The 13,430-nt window shown below is 37.0% G+C and carries 11 protein-coding genes; 7 read left to right on the top strand and 4 right to left on the bottom strand.

Features of this window, described 5'->3' with window-relative positions:
- Positions 1-246: 246 nt before the first annotated feature.
- The 7 genes from rlmN to der all read left to right on the top strand — a co-directional run bounded on the left by rlmN (position 247) and on the right by der (position 9,403).
- Positions 247-1,347, top strand: a complete 1,101-nt coding sequence (gene rlmN / locus J5V48_RS04450; protein WP_219937360.1) for a dual-specificity RNA methyltransferase RlmN — start codon at positions 247-249, stop codon at positions 1,345-1,347.
- A 3-nt stretch (positions 1,348-1,350) separates the two neighbouring features.
- The gene (locus J5V48_RS04455; protein WP_219937361.1) at positions 1,351-2,880 is read left to right on the top strand and encodes a helix-turn-helix domain-containing protein; all 1,530 of its coding nucleotides are present in this window, start codon (positions 1,351-1,353) and stop codon (positions 2,878-2,880) included.
- 11 nt (positions 2,881-2,891) lie between these two features.
- Entirely contained in the window at positions 2,892-3,971 is a 1,080-nt protein-coding gene (gene ispG, locus J5V48_RS04460; protein ID WP_219937362.1) for a flavodoxin-dependent (E)-4-hydroxy-3-methylbut-2-enyl-diphosphate synthase, read from the top strand.
- 22 nt (positions 3,972-3,993) lie between these two features.
- Positions 3,994-5,274: a histidine--tRNA ligase gene (gene hisS / locus J5V48_RS04465; RefSeq protein WP_219937363.1), complete on the top strand. Its 1,281-nt coding sequence runs from the start codon at positions 3,994-3,996 to the stop codon at positions 5,272-5,274.
- Between the two features lie 10 nt (positions 5,275-5,284).
- On the top strand, positions 5,285-5,986 hold the full coding sequence (locus tag J5V48_RS04470) for a YfgM family protein (RefSeq protein ID WP_219937364.1): 702 nt from the start codon (positions 5,285-5,287) through the stop codon (positions 5,984-5,986).
- Positions 5,987-6,018: 32 nt separating this feature from the next.
- Positions 6,019-7,554: an outer membrane protein assembly factor BamB gene (locus tag J5V48_RS04475; RefSeq protein WP_219937365.1), complete on the top strand. Its 1,536-nt coding sequence runs from the start codon at positions 6,019-6,021 to the stop codon at positions 7,552-7,554.
- A 109-nt stretch (positions 7,555-7,663) separates the two neighbouring features.
- Entirely contained in the window at positions 7,664-9,403 is a 1,740-nt protein-coding gene (gene der, locus J5V48_RS04480; protein WP_219937366.1) for a ribosome biogenesis GTPase Der, read from the top strand.
- Positions 9,404-10,017: 614 nt separating this feature from the next.
- On the opposite strand, the gene J5V48_RS04485 is transcribed toward der, so the two are convergent.
- From J5V48_RS04485 to J5V48_RS04500, 4 genes are all read right to left on the bottom strand, one after another.
- Positions 10,018-12,294 (bottom strand): motility associated factor glycosyltransferase family protein, encoded by a 2,277-nt coding sequence (locus J5V48_RS04485; RefSeq protein WP_219937367.1) that lies wholly within the window; start codon positions 12,292-12,294, stop codon positions 10,018-10,020.
- 15 nt (positions 12,295-12,309) lie between these two features.
- Positions 12,310-12,639, bottom strand: coding sequence for a restriction endonuclease subunit S domain-containing protein (locus J5V48_RS04490; protein ID WP_219937368.1), 330 nt, complete (start codon positions 12,637-12,639; stop codon positions 12,310-12,312).
- A gap of 3 nt (positions 12,640-12,642) precedes the next feature.
- A complete protein-coding gene (gene fliS / locus J5V48_RS04495) occupies positions 12,643-13,110 on the bottom strand; it encodes a flagellar export chaperone FliS (RefSeq protein WP_219937369.1) in 468 nt (155 codons plus the stop codon).
- Between the two features lie 88 nt (positions 13,111-13,198).
- Complete coding sequence (locus tag J5V48_RS04500) at positions 13,199-13,339, bottom strand: hypothetical protein (RefSeq protein ID WP_219937370.1); 141 nt, start codon at positions 13,337-13,339, stop codon at positions 13,199-13,201.
- Positions 13,340-13,430 lie beyond the last annotated feature (91 nt).

A 13,430-nucleotide genomic window follows, 5' to 3' on the forward strand; every position in this document is an offset into this window, starting at 1 on the left:
TACAATAACTGTTAAAGAACACCGCTTAAGCTTGTTGAGCGGTATAAACACGAATTATGCATCCAATGTTTATACTTAGTTCAAAAGTGTGAACTTAGTGCTGATCCATAATTTCGCCATAATCAATATCTCAGAAATAAGATAGTATTTTTCGAAAATTTAGCTTTGAAGAATGTTTTTAGAAAAAAATAATATGATTAAATGATATAATTCTCATTTTGAGTGCAAATAAAAGAGAATAAGACAGTGACTGAGAAAATTAACCTTATGAGTCTTTCTCCAAAAGAACTTGGAGAATTCTTTGTTTCGATTGGAGAAAAATCTTTCCGATCACAGCAGGTATTGCGTTGGATATATCAGTTTGGTGTTACTGAATTTGATGAAATGACCAATATCAATAAGGATCTCAGGGCAAAGCTAAAAGAAATGTGCACCATCAGTGCACCTGAAATAGTATCAGAGCAGGTTGCATCAGATGGAACAACTAAATGGGCTTTGGATATTGGTGATGGCCAGCTAGTTGAAACTGTTTTAATTCCAGAGCCTGACAGAAATACTCTTTGCATTTCCACACAGGTTGGGTGCCCTGTAAAATGCTCATTCTGTAGAACCGGTGCTCAGGGCTTTAACAGAAACCTTACTGTAAATGAAATTATAGGTCAGGTTTTTAGGGCTGCAACAAGAGTTGGATTCAGTCAGAATCAGGAGCAAAAACCAATTTCAAACGTTGTAATGATGGGAATGGGTGAACCATTACTTAATCTTGAAAACGTAATTAAGGTTACAGAGCTTCTTTTAAGCGATTATTCTTTTGCGTTATCAAAAAGAAGAGTAACTATATCAACATCAGGCGTTGCAAATGTACTAAATTCAATTGCAGGAAAACTTGACGTTGCATTAGCTTTATCTCTTCATGCTCCAAATGATGAAATCAGAAATGAACTTGTTCCTATCAACAAGAAATTTCCTATAGCAAAAGTAATGGAGTCTGTAAGAAATTACATCGACAAATCAAATGCTAATTGTGGTCGTGTAACAATTGAATATGTTCTGTTAGATCATGTAAATGACAGTGTTGAAAATGCACATGAACTTGTAAAACTGCTAAGAACAATTCCTTGCAAAATTAATCTTATTCCTTTTAATGAGCACGAATGCAGTGATTACAAAAAGCCATCAAATACCAGAATTGATAAATTCTATAAGGTTTTATTTGATGCTGGATTTACTGTAATAAAAAGAACAACCAGAGGAGATGAAATCTCTGCGGCATGTGGACAGCTTGCAGGTCAGGTAAAAGATAAGCTTGCAAGAAAAAAAATAGAAGCAAAGGTTAATCAGGGCTAAAACATGAGTTCAAAAAAGTTAAGAGCTTTAAGAAACAGACAGGACCGTTATAAAAATCAAAACATATTAAAACATGAGGTAACCGAGCCTTATATGGAAACAAAAAACGAAACATTAAGCGAGATGGAAAAGACACCTAATGAGGAGTCTTTAGGTCAGAATTTAAATGACGTGGTTGAACCTTCACAAGAAGCAAACGAGCAGGTAGCTGCTAGTGCAGATGAAGTAGTACATAATATCAATACAAATGAAGACGAGCAGGATGTACTGGAATCTTCTGATTTTGGCATGATAGAAGATCCTGATGCTGTGCCTGAGAGAACATCTTTAGCTGAAGATGATGTTCCAAGAAGAGCAGGCGCAATTTTAAAGCATGCTAGAGAAAAGTTAGGCCTGTCATTAAACACTGTTTCTCACAAGCTTAATTTAAGAGTTAATTCAGTTGCAGATATTGAGTATGACAGACTAAATCAGTTAACAGCTGTTCCTTTTGTAAGTTCTCATATTGAAAACTATGCAAAGTTACTCAATCTTGATCCAAATTACCTTGTAAATCTATATAAAGAGACTGTACGTTTAAGTGCAATTGAGAAATCAAAGGAAGTGGCTGCAAGAAATAAATCAGCAAAAACAGAGAGCTGGAAGAAATTTGTTGCAATCATATTATCAGTTGCTGCTTTAATAATGGCAGTTTCTGTTGCATATATTGCATTCTCAGGATCTGCTCCAAAGAGCGCAGGTGCTCTTGTAATAGAGGATACAGTAACGCCTGAGATTGAGAAAAATGGTGCTTTAGTTATGGATACAGAGAATTCAAAACTGAAGACAAACATTGTTGAATTACCTGAAAACAACGTAGATTTAAATACTCAGATTGCAAAAGAGCAGGATAAGACTCTTAACTCAAATGAACTAATAAAGAGAAAGAATCAACCTCAGCTATCTGAAAATACAGGTAATGAAGTTGTTGCTCTTACAGTTAAGAATGCTCCTGTTCAGGAAGACGATGCTCCTTTACAGTATGAGGAAGATGCAAATTCCCTAGTGAGTGTAAATATTGATACAGGTTCAACTAGTGTTAAGCAGTCAAACAACTCAGTTTCAAATGACAAGAAAGTTGAGACTGTAAATATTAAGGCAAAGGACACTAAGAAAGCTGACAATACTGCTGAACCTGAGGTTAAAGCCACTGCCGATGAAAAAGTAAAGGAAGTTCGTGAGGTAAAGGTAGAACTTTCATCATCTACTAAAGATATTTCATCTTCAGTAAGACTAGCAACAAAGCGTGATCCTCTTGCAGGCGTAAATAGTGTAACAGTAAAAGTTTCAGGCAATGTTGCCATGAAGATAACCGGTAATGGTAAAACACTAAAGCAGGGAAATTATAAAGCTGGTGATACAGTTGTTGCAGCAGGCTTAATCCCACTTAGAATCTATGTATCAGATTCGTCAAAGATATCTGTAAAGTATGTAGGTGCAAAAGTTAGTGTACCTTCTGCAAAACAGGTTAATTTTGAGCTTCCTAAACAGTAAAGAGATGAATTATGGAATGGAAGGCTCCTAAAATTCAGAGAAGAAAGTCAAGACAGATTACTGTTGGTACTGTAAAAGTTGGAGGAGATGCTCCTATTTCAGTACAATCAATGACATGTACCGATACAATGGACGTTGAAGCAACAGTAAATCAGATCTTAGCATTGGAAAAAGCTGGTGCGGACATCGTTAGAGTGACTGTACCAACATTAGAAGCTACAGATGCTTTTGAAAAGATTGTAAAGCAGGTTCATATCCCTGTAGTCAGTGATATTCATTTTGATTACAGAATTGCGATTGAATGTGCTAAAAAGGGCGCAGCTGCACTTAGAATCAATCCTGGTAATATTGGTTCTCACGAAAAGATTGAAATGGTCTGTCAGGCTGCAAAAGATCACGGCCTTCCTATAAGAGTCGGTGTGAATGCGGGCTCTCTAGATAAGGATCTTTTAGAAAAGTACGGCTCACCTTGTCCAGATGCAATGGTTGAGGCTGCACTTAGAGCTGCGCAGACACTAGATGAGCATAACTTTACTGATTATGCTTTTTCTGTTAAGGCATCAGAACTCAATCTGTGTGTAGCTGCATACAGACAGCTTGCACAAAAGACAGATGCTCCACTGCATCTTGGAATTACTGAGGCTGGCGGTCTTACAGGTGGTACTGTATTATCAGCTATCGGTATTGGCCAGCTTTTACAAGACGGCATTGGTGATACTATAAGGGTTTCTCTTGCAGCTGATCCTGTAGAAGAAATTAAAGTTGGCTGGGCAATCTTAAAGAGTTTACATCTTCGTTCACGTGGTGCAGAAATTGTTGCCTGTCCAACATGCGGTAGAAGAGGAATTGATGTTGTAGCTACAGTCAATGAGCTAGAATCAAGGCTTTCTGATATCCGTCAGAGCATTAAAATCGCAGTAATGGGATGTGTGGTAAATGGTCCTGGTGAGGCTAAACATGCTGATATTGCAGTATGTGGTGCTGCTAAAGGAAATTGTCTGATTTATGAAAACGGTGAGATGATGGGAAAATTCCCATGTTCTCAGGCTGTTCAAATTATTGAAGATCGAGTTAGAGCTCGAGTAAAGTAAAAAAAACAGGGAATATTAAAAAATGGCACAAACAGTTCAGGCTATTAGAGGTATGAACGATCTGCTACCTGAAAATACATCAGTATGGCAGAAGATAGAGAAAGTTATTCGTTCAACTCTAACTTCATACGGCTATCAGGAAGTAAGAATGCCAATCGTTGAAAAGACAAATCTTTTCTGCAGAGCTATTGGTGAAGTTACTGATGTTGTTGAGAAGGAAATGTACTCTTTTGAAGATAGATCAAAAGAGCATTTATCTTTAAGGCCTGAAGGTACAGCTGGCTGTGTTCGTGCATGTATTGAACACAATATGATTTATAACCAGGAACAGAGATTATGGTATATGGGGCCTATGTTCAGACATGAGCGTCCACAAAAAGGCCGTTATCGTCAGTTCCATCAGACCGGTGTAGAGGTATTCGGCCTTACAGGTCCAGATATAGATGCTGAAATTATTGCTCTTACATATTCATTATGGAAGAAGTTTGGTATTGAGAACGATCTTGAACTTCAGATTAACTCTTTAGGTTCATCAGAGGAAAGAGCAGAGTACAAAAAAGCTTTAGTAGCTTTCCTTGAAGCTCATTTTGATGAATTAGATGAGGACTGCAAGAGAAGAACTCATACCAATCCATTAAGAGTTTTAGATACCAAAGATGAAAATGTAGCAGAGCTTTTAAAGAGTGCTCCAAAATTATCAGATTATTTTGGTGAAGAGACAAAAGCTCATTTTGATTCTTTATTATCATATCTTGATAAGTTAGGTATCAAATATACAATCAATCATCGTCTTGTAAGAGGCCTTGATTACTACAATCTGACTGTTTTTGAGTGGGTTACCACAGCACTGGGTGCACAGGGTACTGTATGTGGCGGTGGCCGTTATGATACCCTGGTTGAACAGTTAGGCGGAGCTCCAACCAAGGCTGTAGGTTTTGCTCTTGGTATGGAAAGACTGGTTTTACTGCTTGAAACTTTACAGAAGGTTAAGGCAGATTCAGCAGCAGACGTTTATGTTTTAGGCTCTGGTGAGGGGTGCGAACTTCGTCAGTTACAGGTAAGCTCATTTTTAAGAGATGCTCTTGAAGATGTTAGAGTATTCAACCACTGCGGTGGCGGTAAATTCAAAAAGCAGTTCCAGAGAGCTGATAAATCAGGTGCTAAGGTGGCTGTCATTATCGGTGAAAGTGAAATTGCTAACAATACTGTCACAATTAAAAATATGTGTGACAAGGATTCAGAGCAAAAAGAATATACACTTGAAGAAAGTGTTAAAATAATCAAATCAATTATCAACAAGTAAGGGAAAAACAATGGATGTTTTAACAGATGACCACGAGAGAGAACAAGTCGTTCGTAAATGGTGGTCAGAAAACTGGCTCTCACTGACTGTAGGTGTCGCAATCGCATTATCTGCTATGGTTGGTTATAAGTATTACAATTCATACCAGACTGAAAAAGCTCAGACATATGCATATGAATTAACAGCATTAAAGACAAAACTTGCTTTAAAGCCAACAGAGGCAAAAGCTGAGGTAGAGGCATTCTTAGCAGAGCATAAAGATGTTTATGGTTCTTTACTCTCACTAGAGCTTGCTGCTAATAATGCAGTTGAAGGCAAATATGAAGAAGCTTTAAAGAATGCATCATTTGCAAAAGAAAACGGCGGAAAGTTAATTTCTCCTAATGCAGCAATTATGAAGGCTCATTTATATACTCAGCTTAAGAAGTTTGATGAGGCAACAGCAGAACTTTCTTCTGTTAACTCTGATGCTTATGCTATTGAGAAATATGAACTTGAGGGTGATATTAACCTTGCAAAGGGCGACAAGCAAGCAGCTCTTGCTTCATATAAGAAGGCAATCGAAGAGTGCGAGAGCAAAAAGATTGCAATTAATACTCTCTTGCAGATGAAAGCTGATAGTCTTCGTAAAGATGGCGATACTCCTGCTTTTGAAAGAGCTAGTGCATTAGCTGAAGATATTGCAACTTCTGCATCAACATTCAACAAATAATAAGAATAATAAAAACGAACAAAGGTGGCATTATGATCAAGAACAAGCTTATAACAGCAGCATTAACTGCCGCAATATGCTTGGTAATATCCGGTTGTAGCTCGAATAAGGATTTATTTGAGCCTGTAGAATCTCCAGATGTTGATAATGTGTTTGAACCATTGAATGTATGGTCATATTCAACACAGGGATCTGATGATTTCTTCTCTCAGCTTACTCCGGTTGTTTCTCATTCTGTTATGTATGTTGCAGGAAGAGATGGAAAGATATATGCCATCAATGTTAAGGATGGAAGTAAGCGCTGGAAGATTGATCTTTCAGATGAAGATGAGAATGATAACAAGCGATCAGCTAGACTTTCAGGCGGTGTAGCTACACGTGGCAAGTATATTGCTGTGGGTTCAGAGAATGGCTATCTTTATGTCATGAATCGTAAAGATGGTTCAATCTACTACAAAGCTTTTGTTGGTTCAGAAATCGTAACCAGCCCTGTATTCAATGCATCTGGCGATAAGATCTTTGTTATGGATTCAGTAGGCAGACTATCTGCTTTTTCTCTGACTACAAAAGCAAAGATATGGGAGTCTGGAGATTTATCAGAATCTCTTCATTTAAGAAGTCAGTCAAAACCAGTTGCAGTTGGTGATGAGCTTGTTGTTATTGGCACTGCATCTGGCCGAGTTATGATGCTAAGTCAGCTTGATGGCTTTGTTTTAAATCAGGTTGGTGTTGGTCAGAACAACGGAAGTTCTGATTTGGATAGAATGTCAGATGTATCATCTACTCCTCTGCTAATTGGCTCTGAGATGTATACAACAGCCTATAATTCTGGCTTTGTAAGATATTCACTTGAGAAACAGGCAGTAACAAGCAGACTTTCATATCATTCATCAAAGGATATCGCCTATGACGATAATTATTTTGTACTGACAGGCGATAATGGTCATGTTTACTGTGTCAGACGTTCAGATAACGTTGAGGCATGGGTTAATACTCAGCTTGGATACAGAAATGTTACAGCTCCTGTAATTTATGGAAACTATGCTGTAGTAGGTGACCTTGAAGGTTACGTGTATTTCATGAACCTAAACGATGGTGTTATTGATTCAAAAATCAAAGTATCATCATCACCAATTTACGTAGCTCCATTTATTGTTGGAAACTGTCTTGTTGTATATTCATCAGACGGAAGTGTAGATCTGATCTGTTATGATCCTATTGATATGGTTCAGCCAAAGAAGAGATTCACTGATCTTGAAAAAGTAAGTGGAATTACTTCTGCTCTTATTGCATCAAAGGCAATGACAGAGAATTTAGGAATCGGAACTTCAACTCGTGAAGCTATCGAGCAGCGCCGTGAAGAGGCTCGTAAGCTAGTAGCTCAAATTCAAGCTCAGGAGCGAGCAATTGAAGCTCAGATTCGAGAGTATCAGCGTCAGAAGACTGAGTATGAGAAGCGCGTTGCTGAATATGAAAAGAAGCAGCGTGAAGAACTCAGTGGATACGGTCTAATGCCAAGTGCTGGTGTTAAGTCCGAGGACGATGAGGAATTTATTGAAGTAGAATAAGCCATTATTCTGCTTTATCAAGATGCTCCTGCACCTGCAGGGGCTTTTGTTGATTAATGAAGCTTTAAAAGAACGTATTTTTCTTTTCAGGCTCTAAGTGAGGAATACAATGAAGGTAGTAGCTTTAGTAGGTTGCCCTAATGTGGGTAAATCAACATTTTTTAATAGACTTACTAAAACTAGGGATGCTTTAGTTGCAGATTTTCCTGGTTTGACCCGTGATAGAAAATACGGACGAGCACTTTACGAGGGTAGAGAGTACGTTCTTATTGATACTGGTGGTATTGCTGAAGATGCAAAAAATCAGCCAGAAGAAGTAACAACATCAATGACAAATCAGGCTCTTCTTGCTATTGATGAGTGCGATCTTGTTCTTTTCATGCTTGATGCAAGAGCTGGTATTCTGCCAGGTGACTACTCAGTTGCTGACTATATTCGCCGTTCAGGAAAGAAATGTGCGATTATTGCTAACAAGGTTGATGGCCTTGATCCAGAAACTGCTGGTGCTGAGTTTTATGCTTTAGGTTTAGGTGAGGTTTATCCTACAGCTGTAGCTCATGGTAGAGGTGTTAACAACGTTCTTGAAGATGTTATTGCTCCACTTCTTCGTGAGGATGGTCCTCTTGATTGTGACCTAACTCCAGAGCAGTTAGAGCAAAAGGAAAAAGAGGCTCAGGAAGAAGAGTATAAAGCTTGGGAAGAAGGCTATCAGTTCCTTGAAAATGTTCCTGTTGATATGCAGGCTGGCGGTTATGACTGGTTTGCACACAAAGAAAAAGTAAGAGCTCTACAGAAAGGCGAAGCTGCAGTTGAAGAAAATGCCACACCTTTTGCTGATCTGCCAATTAAATTCGCTATTGTAGGTAAGCCTAATGTTGGTAAGTCTACCTTAACAAACAGACTTTTAGGTGAAGACAGAGTTATTGTTGCTGATCATCCAGGTACTACCCGTGATTCAATTTATATTCCTCTTGAAAGAGAAGGTAAGAAGTATATCGTTATTGATACAGCGGGTGTTAGAAAACGCCGTAAGGTTTCAGAAGCGATTGAGAAGTTCTCAATTGTAAAGACCCTAAAAGCAATTGAAGATGCTAATGTTGTTTTACTTGTTATTGATGCAAGAGCTCATATTACCGATCAGGATCTGTCATTACTTGGTTTCGTTCTTGAATCAGGTAGAGCTTTAGTTATTGCTGTAAACAAGTGGGACGGTCTTGATATGTCAGTTAAAGATGAAATCAAAACTGAGCTTAATGCAAGACTAGGTTTCGTTGATTTTGCAAGAGTACACTTCATTTCTGCTCTACATGGTACAGGCGTTGGTAACTTATATGAATCAATCGATGAGGCTTATGAGGGCGCAACTACAAGACACAGCGCATCAATGCTTAACCGTATTTTAAGAGCTGCAATTGAAGAGCATGAGCCACCAATATCAGGTGGTAGACGAATCAAACTGAAGTTTGCTCATGCCGGTGGTTATAATCCTCCAAGAATTATTATTCACGGTAATAAGGTATCAAAAGTACCTGACTCATATAAAAGATACATTATCAATTGCTACAGAAAATCTCTAAAGATTATGGGCTCACCTGTTATTATTGACTTTAAGGAAGGTGAAAACCCATATGCAAACGAGAAGCCTGCTCAGAAGCGCCAGACACAGTCTCAGATGAGAGCCGAGAAGAAGAAGGCAGCAAATGAGAGAATGTGGGCAAGAGCTGCTAAAAAGCATGATAAGGAAGATCAGAAGGCTATTGCAAAAGCACGTCGTGAAGGCACAGGCCTTGTTCTGAAAAAGCGTCCTAAAAAAACTTCAGAGACAGAAAAGAGCGTAAAACGCAAGTAAAAAAATGAGGAGGCAGATTAGTATCTGGCTCCTCAGAGATTACTATGTGCTATGTTTAAATTATAGGATCGCATAAGCGACAAACAATTACCTTTCTTATACATTTTGATAACCTTCAAAAACTAGTAAAAATAAGTCTGATGTACTTCAAAAAAAAGTACATAACATTGTCATAAATAGATCGTAAAAATACAAATACCAAACTTTTGTAAATAAACTCTGTGAGCAAAATTTGATTTTTTGCGACTTTGGAAACTACAGACAGGACTTAATAATAACTTATTACAAAAGAAAAATTTTGAAACATTCTTTTTACTTTTTATTACGCATTTTTATGAAGAAAATATATACTACATTACAGAAAAATTTAAAGAGACTTAATTATCTTATAAATTAGATAGTTAGGCTTCTTTTTATATAATACGAACTGTCAAAGTCGGGTATAAAACAGGAAAAGGCGTTGCAAAAGACTTAACAAAGGCACAGTTCTTTTATAAGAATGGATGTACTTTAGGAGACAGTCGTGGATGCAATAGCTATAAGCTAATTTCTGATCCTGCTAAATAAGAAAATGACCATTTAAGGTCATTTTCTAATTGAGTAAACTGCTATTGTTATTTATATTTCTTTACGAATTTCTTTAGAGGATCATCATACTTATCCTTCAAATGTCTAATTCTAGGTAATCTAGTTGCAGGAGTTGTAGGATAATCTTTTCCTACTTTTCCTCCCTTATGATACTTTCTGTGTTCACCTAGTGAATAATTTGGCATATGAGAATAAATAGATTTTGTTTCATCTAAGAAGTCTGCGATGACATCCATAATCTTGTGGAATTTCTCTAAACACTGCTTTTCATCTAGTGAATTATAAAGAGTGCGTGCTCCGATTATGAAATATGTCTGCAGTGAACCTTCTAAGCTGTTTCCGATAAAATAAGTCGCTGCATTTGCTCTGAGATAATAATCAATTTCAGAAACGTGTTCCATTAGCTGAATTGCCTCTGTTCTTGAGGAGACTCTTTTACGGATAAGAGAACTGATTTTATCAACAGCGCTATTGAATTCATTCTTATAAAAGATTTCTTCAAAGAATCCTTTTGGTACTTCAATAGGTCCTGTTATTTCATTAACAAGACAGTCAAAAACTTCTGACTTATTAATATTCTGAATATTGTCAAAGTTCAGCTCATATGAGTGCATAGATTTAGCAGAATCGATAAGAGCTCCGTCTGAGCAGTTTACACAACTTACTTCTACCTTCTCTTCATTTTTGAAAATTCTTAAAATAAAATCTATGTTGTGTGCTGATAATTTATAGAAATAGTTACTTTCAACAGTTCCACCAAAGTTTCCAGGCACTATGTTAGTTAACTTGTATACACCTCTTGAGGTCTGGTTTCCGTGTTCTTTATAAGTGGCTGTATACTGAGAGTGCAGAGTATAGTCAGTTCCAATTTTCTTTCCGTTATCAAGACCAAACAGATACAGATTTTTGAATCCTAAATACAGCATGCCTGACACGCCCATATTACCCACAAGAGGATTCATTAGCTGAACGCAACGGATCTTTCTAAACTGTTCAGAAAGAGCAGCCACGTACTTGATAAATGGTTCATCAATTTTTCCAAAAATAGCTGTGTGCTTGAATCTTGCTGTTGTCTTTGGATGTACTACGTCACCTGTCAGAAGGATCATGTCCTGAATAAATTCCTTATCTGGGATCATATCAAGGGATTCTGATATTTCTGGTGTTCTTTCTGTGCAGGCATAGATATCAGGTTTTACACCTGCATGATAGAGAGTTTCAAGAGCAGTACCACAGGCAACGATTATTGCTTTGTCCTGGTTCTTTTTAATAAATTCAATATCATTGTCAAGTGATGGGCCAGAGCCGATAATGAATACAGGCAGTGATGCTAGGTTTTCAGGAAGCTTTGGTTCTTTAAGAACAAATGATTTGCCTGAAAGTATATTGCTTATAGCATGAGATGTACCGAATAGATGGTCATCAAAAAATCCCATAGCAGCATGCATTGATTCGTAGTCTTTAATTAAAATCTCAGCGATTGCTTTGATTTTATTGTTAGAGTAGTGAACAATACCAAGCCATGTTCCTGTTAGGAATCTACCGTGAATATCGTAGAACTTTGTCATGTCCTGATAGAATTTTTCAGGACTCTGACCTAGCATCAAGTGAATTCCTAATTTGTTATCTGATAAGAATTTGAGTAAGTTTGCCCAATCAAATGCATAAAGTGATGCATAGAACATATCAAGATCTGGTTCAACAAGGATTAGATTTGCAACTTCTACTTGCTCGTAGAGGTAGGCAAGTTCATAGCCAAGTCCAACCCCTAGAAGTACACAGTTAGGTACAGATCCGATTTTCTTTGCTGTAATTGAATAATCTCTTTTTACAGATTCATCGATTTGTACAGCTGATTTTAGATATTTGAAATGAAGCTGACCGTATGGATCTTTTTCAATACCGTATCTTGTCTGGGTAATATTGTTATTAGAAATAATATTGGTAATCTGTTTTTTGCAAAGCTCAAATGGGTCAAAAGTTTTGTACAGAATGTCGTTGCTTTCAATGAAAATCAGATTAGGAATTCCATTGTCTGTACAGAAAAATTCCATTGTCTTTTCTGGTTTATAGTTTTTGAAGGTCTTTGCAATGTCAGGCATATATTTTTCAAATGCTTCTATATTTACAGCAAACTGATCAATAAGGTGATCTGCCATTACCTGCTGTTTTTGAGAAAGCTCTTTGATTTTTTCTATATCTGTAAGATCAAGAGACTTTAGATCATGTGCAATGTTGTCTAAATTTGTATTAGGAGAGAATAGGACATCTCTTAACTTACTTGAGCTTTTTTCTGTAAACATTTGAAAACCTGCGTTTTAGAATGAGTTCTTTCTTGTCTGACTGTACTTGTTACTTATGTTATGTCTTTTTTTTACGCTTTTGTACAGCTCTTTTACTCGATTTTGTTCAGTCTGAATGTATTCTTTTTGAGCATTGATATGTTCGTCATATGCCCTTAGAAATTCAATCGCTTCTTTTTGTTCTGCTTCACTAAGATTAGGAATAAGTTCGCAAAGTTCTTTAACAAGAGATTCGTTGATTTCGCCATAATCGAGCGCGAACCCAAGATCCTCCCGTTCTAGCTCTTTGCACAATGCATTTTCTGTCTCAGTAATTTTTCTTATAAGATCGTCAAGTTTACTCATATATTAAATATAACCCTTGGCCATATGAGCATCATGGTTCAGATCAATATCAAGCTGTTCCTGTGTGCGAAGTGACTGAGCTTCTTTTTGTGCATCTACAGAAATACTTTCCCATGCTGCTTTAATTGGAGCAAATGCCTTCATTGCATCATTTACAGCATCTGCTGTAAGTTCAATAGAAGCATCATTAAGTCTCTTTATCATATATGAGTATATCTTATAAAGATTAGTAGCTAATGATTCGCTTTTTGAAAAGTCTAATGTAGACCTCAAATTTTCAATAATTGCGATAGCTGATGAGAGTTTTTTTGACTTTAATAGCAGATCATTTCTTTCAATAGCCCCTTTAGCCTGTGCCATTCTGTCATTAAGCCCCTGAAAGAGCATTTTTGTTACAACATAGGGATCTGCAACAGATAGCTCCGCATTAATGTTGGTTTTTTGATAGGCTTTAAGATTTCTTCCGTACATACATCTCTCCTTGCACAATATTTTTTATATGGCAGAAAATTGCCACACTGATATTTAACTTAGCTATATGCAAGAAGAGTGCCTGTTTTTAATTTTGTGGATTTTCCTGAATGAAAAATACCTTGTGACGTGCCTGTCGGTGCATTCTTGAACTGTGAATAAACTGCTGACGAAGACGTGATCTTTTTGCTGTTGTATTGTTTCTTAACAGTCTGTTTGATTTTTTCACTATTATATCCTCCTATGCCTTAAAGTATATCAGATCATTAAGGTTATGTTCGTTCAAATTTGTAAGATTTCCATTAAGCGAAAGTAATAAA

It is taken from the genome of Succinivibrio faecicola, from assembly GCF_019448115.1.
GTDB classification, from domain to species: Bacteria; Pseudomonadota; Gammaproteobacteria; order Enterobacterales; family Succinivibrionaceae; genus Succinivibrio; species Succinivibrio faecicola.